Here is a 16656-nt window from a genome sequence, read left to right as displayed (position 1 = left end):
CCTGGAGGCGACTATGGCCACCAGGGCTGCGGTGGGCGCGGGTGTTTCCCGACGCCATTTGCTGCAGGGTTCGGCGCTGCTGCTGGGGGGCGGATTGCTGGTCCGCCACGGCTTGGCCGGTGCCCTGTGTCGACCCACGCAGGCCGACATCCTCGGCCCCTACTACCGCTTCGGCGCGCCCTTTCTGGCCACCCTGGCCGGGGCCGGGGAGCCTGGCGAGCGTCTAGTGATCGACGGCAGGGTGCTCAGTGCCGACTGCCGCACGCCGCTGCCCAATGCGCTGGTCGAGGTCTGGCAGGCCAACAGCCAGGGGCTGTACGACACCCAGACCCCGGGCAACTTCACCGAGCGTGGCCAGTTCCATCTGCGCGGCATGCTCTATACCGATGAGCAGGGCCGCTACCGCCTCGAGACGGTGATGCCCGGCCGTTACCCGGTGCCGCCTAACCTGCCGGAGCTGGAGCGCTATGCCGGCATCACCCGTCCGGCGCATATCCACTTCCGGGTGATGGAGTCGCTGCATGTGCCGGTGACCCTGCAGCTGTATTTCGCCGGCGATCCCTACATTCCCAAGGACCCCTGGGCGCAGGCGCATCCGGACAACGTGATCGAGCTCAAGAGCGAGGCCGTCGGGCGCAGCGGGGTGTTCGACATAGTGTTGGCGCGGGGGCTCTAGCAGGCTGTTGAAAAACGTTAGCGAGGCAGCCAGCGCAAGGCAAAAACAGGCGAAAAAGCGCAGTTTACGAGTAGTAAATGAGCATTTTGAGCCTGTTTTTAACGCCGCGATGGCAACGCAGGTAGTTTTTCAACAGCCTGCTAGCCCGGCTCAGTGCAGGGCCGAGCGCCGCCGTTCGGCGACCAGCGCCTGGGCCTGCCGGGCCATCTGGTCGAGCAGGCGGTCACGCTTTTTCTCTGCCTCGCCCATGGCCTTCTTGCCGTGCTGCTGCACCAGGTAGGCGTGGATCTGGCGGACTTCCTTGGACTGGAAGATCGGGGCCAGGTCCTGTACCGCCACCATGCCGTCCGAGCTGCGGTCCCGGGTGTTCATCAGCACCTGCGGCCCGCGTGCGGCCAGCACCCGAAAACCCATGGCCTCAAAGATCGGCACCTTGCTCGCCACGCAGGCCAGTTCGGCATGGGGGTGGCAGGTGGTCATCTGCTGCAGCATGGCGCGGGCGATGCCGTGGCGGCGCTGGCCGGCCTGCACGGCCAGGTAGGCCAGGGTGCAAGCCTCGGCATCGTCCGGGCTCGGCAGGTACAGGGCAAAGCCCAGCACCCGCGATGGGTCCTGATCGTCCAGGGCCAGGATCAGCCGGGCGCTGCTGTCCGGGCTGCTGCCCATGGCCTGCAGGTACAGGTGCACCTCGTAGCCGATCACGTACTGGTACAGCTGGTAGAGCGGGTTGCTGGGCGTCAGCGACACCGGGCTGATGTCGCTGAAGTAGTCCACCACCATCTGCAGAACCTGACTTTTCAGGGACTCGGGCGGTGGGCTGGTCAGGTGGGCGAGGGTAAACATGCGGGGAGCGGCTCCGGGGCGACGGTGCGGCATTGTACCCTTCGCCGGAGTGCTAGTTCCCGGGTGCCGCCTGCAGGGTGGAAACCGCGCCGGGTTTTCCATCCTGCGCCGTGCTCAAGCGATCAGACGAAGTTCCGCGGCGCGCTGCCGATGCGCTGGTACTTGCGCAGTTCGCGACGGCTGTTGCGGATGTCCAGCAGGAATATCTCGGCGGTGCGCCAGACCATCATCCAGGCGGTGACGGTGACCACGCCCACCGGGATGGTGCCCTCGACGCCCAGAGCGGTGGCCGCCAGCACCAGGGCGACCGCCAGCGCCAGCAACCCCAGCCCGGCCAGGCGCTGGGCGCGGATAGCGCCCTGCAGCTGCTCGCTCTTTTGCGCAAAGGTATTGGAGATGGCCTGCTGCAGGCGTTCGCGCTCCTCCACCGGGCAGCTGACCTGCAGGCTCAGCTCGCGCTGGAAGCCCGCCTCGTCCAGCAGGTAGTCCGCCAGTTCGGGGCACAGCTTGGGCTTGCTGTCGGCGGCGAAAGGCTGCAGGTAATCCCCCCGGATCACCAGATCGATCTTGTGGACCATGCCGGCCCTCCTGCATTCGGTGCGTTGTTCGTATGGCGGCACAGTCGCGGGCTTCTTCAGCCGAGGGCTGCTCGCGGCCTTGTCCTCTGGGAGATTAGCCGTGGATGCCGCGGCTCGCTGCAGGTTTTGAGCGTGTTGATCGTTCCCACGCTCCGCGTGGGAATGCAGCCCTCGACGCTCCGCGTCCACTCACACCCAGCGGTCTATCTCGATCAATCCCGCCTGCCCCTGATAGTCGCGCGCACTGGAATAGCGCCAGTGCTCAGGCCGGTCGACATAGCCGCGCCGTACCGGGTTCTGGTGGATATAGTCGAGCTTCTGGTGCATCACCTCGGCGCTGCAGACCAGCTCGGCGTGGCTTCCCTCCTGCCAAAGCTGGTACTCCCGATCCTGCTTGTGCGCCCGCCTGGCGAAGCTCAGGCGCTGCAGGACCGAATCGGCGCCACGCCGTTGCAGATGATCGAGCATCCGCCGGGCTGTGTAGGACTTGAAGCTGCTGACGCACCTGCCTAGGTCGGGTGCCTGGGCCAGATAGTGCAGGTGGTTTTCCAGCACCACATAGCCGTACAGCCTGAGCCCCTGCTTGGCCTGCTGGTAGCGCCAGCAATCGAGCAGGATATCGACCAGGGCGGGGCGGCTGAACAGAGGCAGCCACTCCATCACGGTGCAGGTGAGAAAGTGCGGCTGTGCGGTGTCGGTGATGACGTAACGGCTGCGGCCCATGGGATTCATCCGTGAATCGGTTGGCTGATAGGCGTGGCTGCCTGTCCTTCCAGGCCTGATGGCTCCCACACTCCGCATGGGAGCCTAGCCTGCGACGCTTCGCATCGCTACGGGGTTGGGAGGGGGCGTAGAGCCTCAGGTGGACGCAGAGCGTCGAGGGCTGCATTCCCACGCGGAGCGTGGGAACGATCAGGCTGGCAGGCAGCTCGGGGCCGGGGTCCCTGTCAAGGCAGCACGGTCTTGATGGCTCCCACGCTCTGCGTGGGAGTCTATCTCGTGACGCTCCGCGTCACAGAGCTGTCGGTCGGCACGGCCTGGTAGGTGGACGCAGAGCGTCGAGGGCTGCATTCCCACGCGGAGCGTGGGAACGATCGGGCTGGCAGGCAGCTCGGGGCCGGGGTCCCTGTCAAGGCAGCACGGTCTTGATGGCTCCCACGCTTTGCGTGGGAGTCTATCTCGTGACGCTCCGCGTCACAGAGCTGTCGGTCGGCACGGCCTGGTAGGTGGACGCAGAGCGTCGAGGGCTGCATTCCCACGCGGAGCGTGGGAACGATCAGGCTGGCAGGCAGCTCGGGGCCGGGGTCCCTGTCAAGGCAGCACGGTCTTGATGACTCCCACGCTCTGCGTGGGAGTCTATCTCGTGACGCTCCGCGTCACAGAGCTGTCGGTCGGCACGGCCTGGTAGGTGGACGCAGAGCGTTGAGGGCTGCATTCCCACGCGGAGCGTGGGAACGATCGGGCTGGCAAGCAACTCGGAGCCCGAATCCCGTCAGGAGGCCGAGTGGAGGTGTTGCGTAGGGGGACGAGCCGCATGGATGCGGCGAGAGGCTTAAAGGGCCAGGGGTGGCCCTTTAAGCCGGCCCCCGGAGCGGCACCGGAGGGAGGGGAGTTTCGCGCAGCGAAACCCGGATGTCGGGCGCGCTTTCTCTTTGGTTACTTTCTGCGCGGGCAAAGAGATACGGAGCGCAGCGTAGTAACAGCCGCAGGCTGGCCCGAAGGGCGAGCGGAGCGAGTCAAGTGACTCGCCGTAAGGGCGAAAAGGGAAGATTGGTTCAGCGCAGTGGCTTAGAAAATAAATCTGTCCTATTTCCGTTTCTAGTAGTTGTTTTGCGATTTTATATGAAGGCTTAATCCGTCTAGGTCGGGAAACATTGTTGAGTTGTTTATTCCGTATTTAGATAGTGTTGATATGAATTCTGGTTTTTTGGATTTTGGGATTATAAATTTTTTTATTTGTGGTGTGTCGAACTCAGGTTGTGAGTCTGGGTGGATTGTAAAGATGCCAGATTGTGCGGTGAGTCTCTTTGATTCGTGAGATGGGAGGAAGTGTATAATTTCTTTTAGCTTTGTTATGTTGATGTTTTCCTCTCGTTCATATTTTCTTGCCTCGTACATGTAAACTGCGCCATCTTTTTCGGGGTTTGATTGAGTGGCAAAGAAACATGCAACTAGTGGGCTGAGACTCCAGTCGAGTACTCTGGTGGGTAGTCCGTGGTGCTGTGCAAGTGTCAGCCATTGAATTTCGTTTTCTGGGAGTCTCTCAAGGTATGGTCGGGCTTGGGCTTTAAAAACCCACAACATTTTCTGCTCGCGTGCTCTGTGATCTTCTGATTTATGCCTGAAAAGAGAGGGCAGGAGTCTGTAGTTTCTATCTGATACTCCCCGAAATAAGTCGTTCGGATTACTGCCTTTAACCTTCTCTAGGAAATCAGTAAGGCTGCCTACGATTACCTCGTTGTTGGTTGCTGATATATATGCGTCAGCTTGAATTTCGGCCTTTAGAAGTGCGCCGAATAGATCTCTGGATTCTTGTTGGAAATTATCCATTGCCGAACAAAAATTTTCGTAGGTGCTGTTTGCTAGGATGCTTTTTAGAGTGGGGCGCGCGGAATTTCTTCTGATGAATGGGTTTTGAGGAGTTTTTCTGTGGAGCTCGAATTCAAGGGCCAAAAAATCTAGTGTACTAATATCGATGGCTAGCAATTCGCTATCAGACATAAATTCGTCGAGAATTTCTATGATGTCTTTGAATGATGGCTTGTCTTGCAGGAATTCTTCGGTGATTCCGTGGCAGGCTACTGCAGGGGAGGGGATTTCTCGGTGGGGGTTTATGTAGTAATGAATAAAATTACCGGTTAGGCTCTTGTTAATTAGCTCCAATGCGGCGATCTCAACTACTCTGTTGCCGTCTGTTAGCTCTTCGCCAGTGGTGTTGATGTATAAGGATATCTGTCTCATTTTTCTGTTCTTTAATAAAAAGCCCCGCACTAGGCGGGGCTTTTAGTTTCTCTCGCTACCCCGAACATCCATTCTCAGGCAAAGCGTTTCTAATCTGTCCTAACGGTCTAGACCCAGGCATCAATCCCAGCTCAACGCACCACCAGTCTGATACTCAATGACGCGAGTCTCGAAGAAGTTCTTCTCCTTCTTCAGGTCCATGATCTCGCTCATCCACGGGAACGGGTTGGTGGTACCCGGGTACTCTTCCTTCAGGCCGATCTGGGTCAGGCGACGGTTGGCGATGAACTTGAGGTAGTCCTCCATCATCGCCGCGTTCATGCCCAGCACGCCGCGCGGCATGGTGTCGCGCGCGTATTCGATCTCCAGCTGGGTGCCCTGCAGGATCATCTGGGTCGCCTCGTCCTTCATCGCGGCATCCCACAGGTGCGGGTTCTCGATCTTGATCTGGTTGATCACGTCGATGCCGAAGTTCAGGTGCATGGACTCGTCGCGCAGGATGTACTGGAACTGCTCGGCCACGCCGGTCATCTTGTTGCGGCGGCCCATGGAGAGGATCTGGGTGAAGCCGCAGTAGAAGAAGATGCCTTCCAGCACGCAGTAGTAGGCGATCAGGTTGCGCAGCAGTTCCTTGTCGGTCTCCACCGTGCCGGTGTTGAACATCGGGTCGGAGATCGAGCGGGTGTACTTGAGGCCCCAGGAGGCCTTCTTCGCCACGCTCGGGATCTCGTGGTACATGTTGAAGATCTCGCCTTCATCCATGCCCAGCGATTCGATGCAGTACTGGTAGGCGTGGGTGTGGATGGCTTCCTCGAAGGCCTGGCGCAGGATGTACTGGCGGCACTCGGGGTTGGTGATCAGGCGGTACACGGCCAGGGCCAGGTTGTTGGCCACCAGGCTGTCGGCGGTGGAGAAGAAGCCGAGGTTGCGCTTGACGATGCGGCGCTCGTCTTCGGACAGGCCGTCCTTGCTCTTCCACAGGGCAATGTCGGCGTTCATGTTCACTTCCTGCGGCATCCAGTGGTTGGCGCAACCATCCAGATACTTCTGCCAGGCCCAGTCGTACTTGAAGGGTACGAGCTGGTTGAGGTCGGCGCGGGCGTTGATCATCTGCTTGTCGCCGACGTGTACGCGGGCGCTGGTGCCTTCCAGTTCGTCCAGGCCTTCCTGGATGTCGAGGGCGTCCAGGGCCTTCTTGGCGCGGGCGATGGCGTCGGAGTCGTCGGCCGATACGGCGCGGGCTTCCTCGACGGAGCCGGCGGCGTCGTTGTCCAGTTGATCGAGGGCGGCGCCGACTACGGGGGCGGCGGGCTTGGCGGCGGCTTCTGCGCCGTCTTCCTTATCGAATTCGTCCCAGCTGAGCATGGTGGTCTCCTGCTTGGTCATCGGGCCGGGTTGTTTGCGGCCTGTATGAATGTCCAGTAATTCTGATTATGTTCCGTTGCGGTGTGCACGCAAGGGCTAAACAGTGCCACCCGACTGGTGGCGCCCAGGCCCGCGGGGCGGGCGAGGGGATATGTTCGTGGGGCTGTGCCCCTGTCCCCGTGAGGGGAGCCGAGTTGTCTGAATCGGCAACTCGGTGCGAGCGCGAAGCTGAGCGAGTGAGCGCTAGGCGCCTGGCAGGTTCGAGCCCCTGAGCGTGCTAATGCACGTGATGGGGGCGGACCTGCCGGGCAACAACGCGGGCGCCGCTCAGCTTCGCGCGACTTCCCTTACTGGCAGGCTTCGCAGTCGGGCTGGTCGATGGCGCAGGCCTTCGGTACCGGAGCCGGACCGGCCGGCGCGGCGAAGTTGCCCTCGTCGATCGCACCGCTGGACACGGCGTTGAGCTTGCCGGTGTTGATGGTGGACTTCTCGGTGCTGGTGGCGGCCAGGGCACGGAGGTAGTAGGTGGTTTTCAGGCCACGGTACCAGGCCATGCGGTAGGTCACGTCCAGCTTCTTGCCGCTGGCGCCGGCGATGTACAGGTTCAGCGACTGGGCCTGGTCGATCCACTTCTGGCGGCGGCTGGCGGCGTCGACGATCCACTTGGTTTCCACTTCGAACGCGGTGGCGTACAGGTCCTTGAGGTCCTGCGGGATGCGCTCGATCTGCTGCACGGAACCGTCGTAGTACTTCAGGTCGTTGACCATGACGCTGTCCCACAGGCCGCGGTTCTTCAGGTCGCGCACCAGGTAGGGGTTGATCACGGTGAATTCGCCGGAGAGGTTCGATTTCACGTACAGGTTCTGGTAGGTCGGTTCGATCGACTGCGACACGCCAATGATGTTGGAGATGGTCGCGGTCGGTGCGATGGCCATGATGTTGGAGTTGCGGATGCCTTTCTGCACGCGCTCGCGCAGCGGGGCCCAGTCCAGCGACTCGGACAGGTCGACGTCGATGTACTTCTGGCCACGGGCCTCGATCAGGATCTGCTGGGAATCCAGCGGCAGGATGCCCTTGGACCACAGCGAGCCTTCGAAGGTGGAGTAGGCGCCGCGCTCGTCGGCCAGGTCACAGGAAGCCTGGATCGCGTAGTAGCTGATGGCTTCCATCGACTTGTCGGCGAACTCGATGGCCGCGTCGGAGCCGTAGGCGATGTGCTGCAGGTACAGGGCGTCCTGGAAGCCCATCAGGCCGAGGCCGACCGGACGGTGCTTGAGGTTGGAGTTGCGCGCCTGCGGTACCGAGTAGTAGTTGATGTCGATGACGTTATCGAGCATGCGCACGGCGGTCTTCACGGTGCGGCCGAGTTTCTCGGTGTCCAGCTTGCCGTCGACGATGTGGTTGACCAGGTTGATCGAGCCCAGGTTGCAGACTGCGATCTCGTCCTTGTTGGTGTTCAGGGTGATCTCGGTGCACAGGTTGGAGCTGTGTACCACGCCCACGTGCTGCTGCGGGCTGCGCAGGTTGCACGGGTCCTTGAAGGTCAGCCACGGGTGGCCGGTTTCGAACAGCATCGAGAGCATCTTGCGCCACAGATCTTTGGCGGCGATGGTCTTGAACACCTTGATCTTGCCGTACTGGGTCAGGGCTTCGTAGTACTCGTAGCGCTCTTCGAAGGCCTTGCCGGTCAGGTCGTGCAGGTCCGGCACTTCGGACGGGCTGAACAGGGTCCAGGGGCCGTCGTCGAACACGCGCTTCATGAACAGGTCCGGAATCCAGTTCGCGGTGTTCATGTCGTGGGTGCGGCGGCGGTCGTCACCGGTGTTCTTGCGCAGTTCGAGGAATTCCTCGATGTCCAGGTGCCAGGTTTCCAGGTAGGCGCACACGGCGCCCTTGCGCTTGCCACCCTGGTTCACGGCCACGGCGGTGTCGTTGACCACTTTGAGGAAGGGCACGACGCCCTGGCTCTTGCCGTTGGTGCCCTTGATGTAGGAGCCCAGCGCGCGTACCGGGGTCCAGTCGTTGCCCAGGCCGCCGGCGAATTTCGACAGCATGGCGTTGTCGTGGATGGCGCCGTAGATGCCCGACAGGTCGTCCGGCACTGTGGTCAGGTAGCACGAGGACAGCTGCGGACGCAGGGTGCCGGCGTTGAACAGGGTCGGGGTCGACGCCATGTAGTCGAAGGACGACAGCAGGTTGTAGAACTCGATGGCGCGCTCTTCGCGGTTCTTCGGCTCTTCGATGGCCAGGCCCATGGCCACGCGCATGAAGAACACCTGCGGCAGTTCGAAGCGCACACCGTCCTTGTGGATGAAGTAGCGGTCGTACAGGGTCTGCAGGCCCAGGTAGGTGAACTGCTGGTCGCGCTCGTGGTTGATGGCGCGGCCCAGTTTCTCCAGGTCGTACTCTTTCAGCTTGGCGTCGATCAGCTCGAACTCGCTGCCTTTTTCCACGTACGCCGGCAGGGCCTTGGCGTACAGCTCGGCCATCTCGTGGTGGGTGGCGCTGCTGGCGATGCCGAGGAAGCCCAGGGCTTCGGCACGGATGTTGTCCATCAGCAGGCGGGCGGTGACGTAGGAGTAGTTCGGCTCGCGCTCGACCAGGGTGCGGGCGGTCATCACCAGGGCGGTGTTGACGTCTTTCTCGGCCACGCCGTCGTACAGGTTCTTCAGGGTCTCGGACTCGATCAGCGCGCCGTCGACTTCGGCCAGGCCTTCGCAGGCCTCGCGGATGATGGTCTGCAGGCGGCCCATGTCCAGCGGCTGCACGCTGCCGTCGGCGCGGGTCACGCGGATGCTCGGGTGCGGCTGGGCCACGTCGTCGCTGGCGCTCTTGCGCTTGACGGCCTGGGCCTCGCGGTAGATCACGTAGTCGCGGGCGACCTTCTGCTCGCCGGCGCGCATCAGGGCCAGTTCGACCTGGTCCTGGATCTCTTCGATGTGGATGGTGCCGCCGGACGGCATGCGGCGCTTGAAGGTGGCGGTGACCTGCTCGGTCAGGCGCGCGACGGTTTCATGGATGCGCGACGAGGCGGCAGCGGTGCCGCCCTCTACAGCGAGGAACGCCTTGGTGATGGCGACGGTGATCTTGTCGTCGGTATACGGCACGACGGTGCCGTTACGCTTGATCACGCGCAGCTGGCCGGGCGCGGTGGCAGCCAGATCCTGGGCGGCATCTGTGGCTTGCGGCGCGACGGCCTGCGGGTTCTCGCGAGAGGTGTCGGTTTGCATGGAGGTCTCCGTGTTTTTCTTGATTTTAGTTGGGCGCTGAGCAGTGGATCGCTGCGCCGTACCGCCGTTCATTCCATTTCAACAACGCCACGCGGACGGCGGTGAGGCCGGACGCGCGGGACTTGCAAACTGGGCAGGGAAGGTACGACCAAGCGCCTTCCTGGCTCTTCAAGTCTTGTGCCGGCATTGCGGCCGGCACCACTAGATGTTGTGGCAGGCCAGCCGAGGCGGCCTGCACGGATCAGGACACCCTCGCTCTGCTGGCGGTACAGGGTCCTGCTCTGGATCGGTGGAGCTCAAGCGCCCATCTAAGCCTGGATTTGCACTTTTTCAGTTCAGGGAGTGGACTGTTTCGGGGCAAATGTGCTTGGGTGATTCTTTGTGCGAAAACCCAACATGTAGGTGTTTGTCGCGCTGGGGATACAAGATAGTGCGGTGATTGGGCGAAGGCAAGCCGAGAAAAGCGGCCCGCCTGTGGATAAATCTGTGGGTTACTTTGGGGTAAGTTTCGCCAAGCCCCGCAGTTGCTGGGATTCTCCCCGCTACACCGTTCGTCGTGGCAGACGGCGCTTTTTTGCCGTCCCTGAACGTGACTTTTTAGTCAATCACACAAACACAAGATGTAGGGTTTTTCTCGGCGCTGTTGGCCTGTTCCGTGCAGGCGCGGCGCCGGCTTTTTCCGCGCGGCCGGGTGCGGACCGCGGATGCCCGCAATAGCGCCGCTGCCCGGGTTGCGTTGCTACAATGCCGGCCTGGCGTAGATAGATGAACGGTTGTGGGGAGGATGTGTGGAGCAAGAAGCCTGGCAAATCCTGATTGTCGAGGACGACCAGCGCCTGGCCGAGCTGACCCGGGAATACCTGGAGAGCAACGGCCTGAAGGTGGCGATCGAGTCCGACGGCGGCAAGGCGGCGGCGCGCATCCTCAAGGAGCAACCGGACCTGGTGGTGCTCGACCTGATGCTGCCCGGCGAGGATGGCCTGTCCATCTGCCGCAAGGTGCGCGGCCAGTACGAGGGGCCGATCCTGATGCTCACCGCGCGCACCGACGACATGGACGAAGTGCTCGGCCTGGAAATGGGCGCCGACGACTATGTGTGCAAGCCGGTGCGCCCGCGCGTGCTGCTGGCGCGCATCCGCGCCCTGCTGCGGCGCAGCGAGGGCAGCGCCGAGGCGGCCCCGGAAAGCCTGCGCCGTTTGCAGTTCGGCCAGCTGGTGATCGACAGCGCGATGCGCGAGGCCTGGCTGCGCGAGCAGAGCATCGAGCTGACCAGCGCCGAGTTCGACCTGCTCTGGCTGCTGGCGGCCAACGCCGGGCGCATCCTGTCGCGCGAGGAGATCTTCACCGCCCTGCGCGGCATCGAGTACGACGGCCAGGACCGCTCCATCGATGTGCGCATCTCGCGCATCCGGCCGAAGATCGGCGACGACCCGATGCATCCGCGGCTGATCAAGACCGTGCGCAGCAAGGGCTACCTGTTCGTCGCCGAAGCGGCCGAGGACCTGTCTTGAGGCGTGTCGCGCGGCGGGCCGGGGCAGCGGCGCGATGAACTCGATCTTCCTGCGCATCTATGGCGGCATCATCGCCGCCCTGGTGCTGGTGGCGCTGCTCGGCGTGGGCGTGCTGCAGCTGACCAACGAGGTGCGCAGCGACCAGTACCGCGAGCAGCTGGCGCGCGGCACCTTCCGCCTGATGGCGGACAACCTCGAGCGCATGGAATCGGTCGACCGGCGTCGCGCCCTGGCGACCTGGAGCCGCCTGCTCGGCGTGCCGCTGGCCCTGGAGTCGCTCAAGGCCGAGCCGCTGGATGGCCGCTCGCGTGGCCTGCTGCTGCGCGGCGAAGTGCTGGTGGAACAGACCGGGCCGCATGCGGCGCGGGTCTACAGCCTGGTCAGCGAACAGGAGCAGCTGGTGCTGACCGCCGAGGTGGAGCAGATCAGCGAGCAGCTGGCACGGGCCACCGTCTACCTGCTGATGGACGAGCTGGTGCGCTATCCGATAGTCGAGCAGCCCAGGCGCCTGGCCGAGCTGAAGGCGCAGAAGAGCTTCGGCTTCGACCTGCGCCTGGTCACCCTGGAGAAGGTCGACCTCGACGCCGACCAGCAGCGCCGGGTGGACGAGGGCGATACGGTGCTGGCGCTGGGCAAGGGTGGCGACTCGATCCGGGTGATCGCCGGCATGGTCGGCACGCCCTGGGTGCTGGAAGTCGGCCCGCTGTACCAGATGAATCCGTACCCGACCGAACTGCTGGTGCTGGTCGGCGTGCTCGGCCTGAGCCTGACCGGGCTGATCCTCTATCTCCTGGTACGCCGCCTGGAACGGCGCCTGCTCGGCCTGGAAAGCGCTGCGGCGCGGATCGCCAGCGGCCACCTGGATGCCCGCGTGCCGACCCGCAGCGCCGACTCGGTGGGGCGCCTGGCAGCCACCTTCAACACCATGGCCGAGCAGTTGCAGCGCCTGCTGAGCGTGCAGCGCGAGATGGTTCGCGCGGTGTCCCACGAGCTGCGCACGCCGGTGGCGCGCCTGCGTTTCGGCCTGGAGATGATCGGCGATGCGCAGACCGACCAGGCCCGGCGCAAGTACATGGACGGCATGGACGGCGACATCCTCGAACTCGACAAGCTGGTCGACGAGATGCTGGTCTATGCCCGGCTGGAGCAGGGCTCGCCGGAGTTGCACTACCAGCAGGTCGACCTGCAGGCGCTGCTGGAGCAGGTGATCGACGAGCTGGCGCCGCTGCGCGCGACGGTGCGGGTCGAGCTGGCGCCGTCGCAGGTGGCGCCGGATGACGGCGCTACGCTGGTCGAGGCCGAGCCGCGCTACCTGCACCGGGCCCTGCAGAACCTGGTGAGCAACGCCATGCGCCACGCCGAGTCGCGGGTGCGCCTGTCCTACCGCATCGGCCACAAGCGCTGCCGGGTGGATGTCGAGGACGACGGCCCGGGCGTGCCGGAGGAGGCCTGGGAGCGGGTCTTCACCCCGTTCCTGCGCCTGGACGACAGCCGCACCCGCGCCTCCGGCGGGCACGGCCTGGGCCTGTCCATCGTGCGGCGGATCATCTACTGGCACGCCGGGCGGGCCCATGTCGGGCGCAGCGCGGCCCTCGGCGGCGCGCAGTTCAGCCTGGTCTGGCCGCGCCGGCAGGAAGGTGCCGAGCGGGCTTGAGGGCTCGTCCCCGCTCCCGCGCGGTGCTGCGTCACGGGTTTCCTTGTGCCGAGTCACTACCGTTCGGCGGCCTTCATCAAACTGTCACGGTTGTGTGGCAGCACGCTGCCACAAACGTCCGCACACTCGCGCTTCACTGGGGTTCTGCGTGTTGGTGTTGGCTATGCGTGTCTGGCTGTTGGTTCTCTTGTTCCTCTGCGCTGCGCCGTCGTGGGCGGCTTCCCGTTGCGATGTGCAGGCGCCGGTAGCCATGGCCCGCGTCGGCGAGGTGCGCCTGGCCTACCAGAGCATCGGCCGCGCCAGCGATCCGGCCCTGCTGCTGCTGATGGGGCTGGGCGGGCAGCTGATCCACTGGCCGGACGAGGTGGTGGCACGCCTGTGCGGCCAGGGTTTCCGGGTGATCCGTTTCGACAATCGCGATGTCGGCCTGTCCACCTGGCTGGGCGAGCCGCCGAGCGCCAGCCTGGCCTACGGCCTGTTGAGCTATCGCCTGGGACTGGGCGTCAGCGCGCCCTACAGCCTGCGCGACATGGCCGGCGACAGCCTGGGCCTGATGGATGCGCTGGGCATCCGGCGCTTCCATGTGCTGGGCGCCAGCATGGGCGGGATGATCGCCCAGCACATGGCCGACCTGGCGCCGCAGCGGGTGGAGAGCCTGACCCTGCTGATGACCAGCTCCGGCGCGCCCGGCCTGCCGGCGCCGCAGGCGGCGCTGCTGGAGCTGCTGGCCCAGCGCGAGGCGGCGGATCGCGCGGCGGCGATCAACCAGCAGGCGGCCCTGCTCGCCGCCCTCGGCAGCCCGCGCCTCGATACGAACCTGGCGGGCCTGCGGCGCGAGGCGGCACGCTCCTATGACCGCGCCTTCAATCCGGCCGGTGTGCAGCGGCAGATCCTCGCCATTCTTGCCGAACCGAGCCGGGTCGAGCTGCTCAACCGCCTGCGCGTGCCGACCCTGGTGGTGCACGGCACGGCCGATCCGCTGCTGCCGGTGATGCACGGCGTGCACGTGGCGGCGCATATCCGCGGCAGCCAGTTGAAGCTGATTCCCGGCCTGGCCCATCGTTTCCAGCCGGCGTTCAAGGAGCCGCTGCTGGCGGCGGTGTTGCCGCATCTGCGCGCCCATCGCCTGGACGGGCAGCAGCTGGCGCAGCTGAGCGCTACGGGGCAGGTGGTGCCGCGCCTGTAAGCACGGAATCGGCGTGGTTGAGGCGGCTTATTGCTTGTCGCGAGGTGGCTGTCGTGTGGGGTGCGCCGTGCGCACCAGGTGCACCGCGCAGGCATCGGTGCGCGGCGCACCCTAGGGCATGTGCGCCACGCTAGAGCGCTTTGGCGCTGGTCGGCTGCGGAGTCTGTGAGGTACTCAGGTAGTTCTTCAGCTTGGCCTGTTGGCTCGGGGTCATGAACAGGCCCAGCTTGGTGCGGCGCCAGAGGATGTCCTCGGCGTCCATCGCCCATTCCTCCCGGCGCAGGTAGTCCACTTCGCGGGCATACAGGCCGGCGCCGAAATGCTCGCCCAGCTCGCTCTGCTGCTTGATCCCCTCGACGATGCGCCAGGCGCGGCTGCCGTAGGTGCCGGCCCAGCGCCGGGCGAGTTCCGCCGGCAGCCAGCCGCAACGGGCGCAGAGCTGTTCCACCAGGGCCTCGCGGCTGTCCATCTGCTCGCCGCCGGGCAGCGGCGCGCCAGCCGTCCAGGCCGGGCGCAGGCGCGGAAAGTAGGGCGCCAGCTGGGCCATGGCCGCTTCGGCCAGCTTGCGGTAGGTGGTCAGCTTGCCGCCGAACACCGACAGCAGCGGCGCCTCGCCCGGCGTGCCGGACAGTGCCAGGGTGTAGTCGCGGGTGATGGCCGAAGGCTGGTCGGACTCGTCGTCGCACAGCGGGCGCACGCCGGAGAAGCTGTGCAGGATATCGCTGCGTTGCAGCTGCTTGCGGAAGTGGGCGTTGACCACCTGCAGCAGGTAGTCGGTTTCCTCGTCGCTGATCCGCACCTGGGCCGGGTCGCCGCGGTATTCGCGGTCGGTGGTGCCGATCAGGCTGAAGCGCTCCAGCCAGGGGATGACGAAGACGATGCGCTGGTCCTCGTTCTGCAGGATATAGGCTTGCTCCTGATCGTGGATGCGCGGCACGACGATATGGCTGCCCTGGATCAGGCGGATGCCGTAGGGCGACTGCTGTTTCAGGTCATCCTGGATGAATCGCGCCACCCAGGGGCCGGCGGCGTTGACCAGGGCGCGCGCGCGCAGGGAGAACAGGCTGCCGTCGCTGCGTTCCAGGTGCAGGTGCCACAGGCCCTTGCTGCGCCGGGCGCTGACGCAGCGGGTGCGGGTGTGGATATGCGCCTGGTGTTCGCGCGCGGCCATGGCGTTGAGCACCACCAGGCGGGCGTCGTCGACCCAGCAGTCGGAGTATTCGAAACCGCGGCCGATCTGCGCCTTGAGCGGGCTGCCGGCGCCGAAACGCACGCCGTGGGAGCCCGGCAGCTTCTCGCGCTTGCCCAGGTGGTCGTAGAGGAACAGACCGGCGCGGATCATCCAGGCCGGGCGCAGGTGCGGGCGGTGCGGCAGGATGAAACGCAGCGGTCGGACTATGTGCGGCGCCTTGGCCAGCAGCACTTCGCGCTCGGCCAGGGCCTCGCGCACCAGGCGGAATTCATGGTGTTCGAGGTAGCGCAGGCCGCCGTGGATCAGTTTGCTGCTGGCCGAGGAGGTGTGGCTGGCCAGGTCGTCGCGTTCGCAGAGGAATACTGCCAGCCCGCGCCCGGCGGCATCGGCGGCGATGCCGGTGCCGTTGATGCCGCCGCCGACCACGGCCAGGTCGTAGATTTCGGCGATGGGCTGGGTCTGGTTGTTGGGCATGGCGAAGGCACCGGAAAGTTTTAAAGTGAACAATTAGATGTTCGTTTCCGAAAATATGCTAGTCGAAGAAAGTCGCCGGCGCCAGCCTCGGGGCGGACTTTGTGCCGGGTGGCCGGGTGGCTGGCTCCGTCGGGCAGGAGGTAGCGCCGGGGTTGGCGAAGGAGTGCGCTGCGGCGGTGTGCCGGACTCAGACGATATGCAGCTGGATCTTCTGTTCGGCCAGCAGGCGGGCGATGGCGGTCGGCGGCGGGGCGTCGGTGAACACCTGGTCGACCAGGCCCAGCGCGCCCAGACGCACCACGGCGTTGCGCCCGAACTTGCTGGAGTCGGCGGCCAGCAGCACCTGGCGGGCGTTGTCGATGATGGCCTGGGACACCCGCACTTCCTGGTAGTCGAAGTCGAGCAGGCTGCCGTCCTCGTCGATGCCGCTGATGCCGACCAAGGCGAAGTCGACCTTGAACTGCTGGATGAAATCCACCGCGCTCTGGCCGACCACGCCGCCGTCGGCGCGCACCGTGCCGCCGGCCACCAGCACCTCGAAGTCGGCCTTTGCGCTGAGCTGGGCGGCGACGTGCAGGTTGTTGGTGATCACCTTGAGGTGCTTGTGGCCGAGCAGGGCGCGGGCGATGGCCTCGGTGGTGGTGCCGATGGTGATGAACAGCGAGGCGTGGTCGGGAATCTGCGCGGCGATGGCCTCGGCGATGCGCTGCTTCTCGTCGCGCATCTGCCCGGCGCGCATGGCGTAGGCGGTGTTCTGGATGCTCGAGGCCTCGCTTGCCGCACCGCCGTGGGTGCGCCGCAGCAGGCCCTGCTCGGCCAGCTGGTTGATGTCGCGACGGATGGTCTGCGGGGTGACGGCGAAGGCCTGGGCCAGTTCGTCGATACTCACGTAGCCACGCTCGCGGGCACGATCCAGAATGCTTTGCTGGCGGGGAGGGAGGCTCATGGGCGATCCTTTCTGGGCGACGGCGCAGTATAACGGGGAG

General features: G+C 64.6%; 12 protein-coding genes. 4 read left to right on the top strand and 8 right to left on the bottom strand.

The window, feature by feature from the left end:
- Nucleotides 1-13 precede the first annotated feature (13 nt).
- Nucleotides 14-676: a twin-arginine translocation pathway signal protein gene (locus tag GV001_RS14210; RefSeq protein WP_160080907.1), complete on the top strand. Its 663-nt coding sequence runs from the start codon at nucleotides 14-16 to the stop codon at nucleotides 674-676.
- Nucleotides 677-826: 150 nt separating this feature from the next.
- On the opposite strand, the gene GV001_RS14205 is transcribed toward GV001_RS14210, so the two are convergent.
- From GV001_RS14205 to GV001_RS14170, 6 genes are all read right to left on the bottom strand, one after another.
- Nucleotides 827-1519, bottom strand: coding sequence for a GNAT family N-acetyltransferase (locus tag GV001_RS14205; protein ID WP_160080905.1), 693 nt, complete (start codon nucleotides 1517-1519; stop codon nucleotides 827-829).
- Between the two features lie 122 nt (nucleotides 1520-1641).
- Entirely contained in the window at nucleotides 1642-2097 is a 456-nt protein-coding gene (locus GV001_RS14200; RefSeq protein ID WP_160080903.1) for a hypothetical protein, read from the bottom strand.
- Nucleotides 2098-2286: 189 nt separating this feature from the next.
- Nucleotides 2287-2820, bottom strand: coding sequence for a transposase (locus GV001_RS14195; RefSeq protein WP_160080901.1), 534 nt, complete (start codon nucleotides 2818-2820; stop codon nucleotides 2287-2289).
- Between the two features lie 1095 nt (nucleotides 2821-3915).
- A complete protein-coding gene (locus GV001_RS14180; RefSeq protein WP_160080899.1) occupies nucleotides 3916-5058 on the bottom strand; it encodes an FRG domain-containing protein in 1143 nt (380 codons plus the stop codon).
- Between the two features lie 120 nt (nucleotides 5059-5178).
- Nucleotides 5179-6423: a ribonucleotide-diphosphate reductase subunit beta gene (locus tag GV001_RS14175; protein ID WP_160080897.1), complete on the bottom strand. Its 1245-nt coding sequence runs from the start codon at nucleotides 6421-6423 to the stop codon at nucleotides 5179-5181.
- Nucleotides 6424-6770: 347 nt separating this feature from the next.
- Nucleotides 6771-9653 carry a ribonucleoside-diphosphate reductase subunit alpha gene (locus GV001_RS14170; protein ID WP_160080895.1) on the bottom strand — a complete coding sequence of 961 codons (2883 nt, stop codon included), beginning with the start codon at nucleotides 9651-9653 and terminating at the stop codon, nucleotides 6771-6773.
- A gap of 788 nt (nucleotides 9654-10441) precedes the next feature.
- Here GV001_RS14170 and GV001_RS14165 point away from each other — a divergent pair.
- The 3 genes from GV001_RS14165 (at nucleotide 10442) to GV001_RS14155 (ending at nucleotide 14004) form a co-directional block, all read left to right on the top strand.
- Nucleotides 10442-11164 (top strand): response regulator, encoded by a 723-nt coding sequence (locus GV001_RS14165; RefSeq protein WP_160080893.1) that lies wholly within the window; start codon nucleotides 10442-10444, stop codon nucleotides 11162-11164.
- 34 nt (nucleotides 11165-11198) lie between these two features.
- Entirely contained in the window at nucleotides 11199-12818 is a 1620-nt protein-coding gene (locus tag GV001_RS14160; RefSeq protein WP_160080892.1) for an ATP-binding protein, read from the top strand.
- 163 nt (nucleotides 12819-12981) lie between these two features.
- On the top strand, nucleotides 12982-14004 hold the full coding sequence (locus GV001_RS14155; protein ID WP_160080890.1) for an alpha/beta fold hydrolase: 1023 nt from the start codon (nucleotides 12982-12984) through the stop codon (nucleotides 14002-14004).
- Nucleotides 14005-14134: 130 nt separating this feature from the next.
- Here the strand turns inward: GV001_RS14155 and glpD are convergent, their stop codons facing one another.
- Nucleotides 14135-15670 carry a glycerol-3-phosphate dehydrogenase gene (gene glpD, locus GV001_RS14150; RefSeq protein ID WP_160083377.1) on the bottom strand — a complete coding sequence of 512 codons (1536 nt, stop codon included), beginning with the start codon at nucleotides 15668-15670 and terminating at the stop codon, nucleotides 14135-14137.
- Between the two features lie 187 nt (nucleotides 15671-15857).
- Nucleotides 15858-16616 (bottom strand): DeoR/GlpR family DNA-binding transcription regulator, encoded by a 759-nt coding sequence (locus GV001_RS14145; protein WP_160080888.1) that lies wholly within the window; start codon nucleotides 16614-16616, stop codon nucleotides 15858-15860.
- Nucleotides 16617-16656: the final 40 nt, after the last annotated feature.

The sequence above is a fragment of the Pseudomonas sp. 8AS genome (genome assembly GCF_902506505.1).
Lineage (GTDB): Bacteria > Pseudomonadota > Gammaproteobacteria > Pseudomonadales > Pseudomonadaceae > Aquipseudomonas.
The sequence above is the reverse complement of the archived record's forward strand: the minus strand, read 5'-3'. Positions and strand labels throughout refer to the sequence as shown.

What these genes read in the sequence shown, in the direction of transcription:
- GV001_RS14210 (WP_160080907.1), top strand. Translation starts at nt 14, where the DNA reads ATGGCCACCAGGGCTGCGGTGGGCGCGGGTGTTTCCCGACGCCATTTG.
- GV001_RS14205 (WP_160080905.1), bottom strand. Translation starts at nt 1,519, where the DNA reads ATGTTTACCCTCGCCCACCTGACCAGCCCACCGCCCGAGTCCCTGAAA.
- GV001_RS14200 (WP_160080903.1), bottom strand. Translation starts at nt 2,097, where the DNA reads ATGGTCCACAAGATCGATCTGGTGATCCGGGGGGATTACCTGCAGCCT.
- GV001_RS14195 (WP_160080901.1), bottom strand. Translation starts at nt 2,820, where the DNA reads ATGGGCCGCAGCCGTTACGTCATCACCGACACCGCACAGCCGCACTTT.
- GV001_RS14180 (WP_160080899.1), bottom strand. Translation starts at nt 5,058, where the DNA reads ATGAGACAGATATCCTTATACATCAACACCACTGGCGAAGAGCTAACA.
- GV001_RS14175 (WP_160080897.1), bottom strand. Translation starts at nt 6,423, where the DNA reads ATGCTCAGCTGGGACGAATTCGATAAGGAAGACGGCGCAGAAGCCGCC.
- GV001_RS14170 (WP_160080895.1), bottom strand. Translation starts at nt 9,653, where the DNA reads ATGCAAACCGACACCTCTCGCGAGAACCCGCAGGCCGTCGCGCCGCAA.
- GV001_RS14160 (WP_160080892.1), top strand. Translation starts at nt 11,199, where the DNA reads ATGAACTCGATCTTCCTGCGCATCTATGGCGGCATCATCGCCGCCCTG.
- GV001_RS14155 (WP_160080890.1), top strand. Translation starts at nt 12,982, where the DNA reads ATGCGTGTCTGGCTGTTGGTTCTCTTGTTCCTCTGCGCTGCGCCGTCG.
- glpD (WP_160083377.1), bottom strand. Translation starts at nt 15,670, where the DNA reads ATGCCCAACAACCAGACCCAGCCCATCGCCGAAATCTACGACCTGGCC.
- GV001_RS14145 (WP_160080888.1), bottom strand. Translation starts at nt 16,616, where the DNA reads ATGAGCCTCCCTCCCCGCCAGCAAAGCATTCTGGATCGTGCCCGCGAG.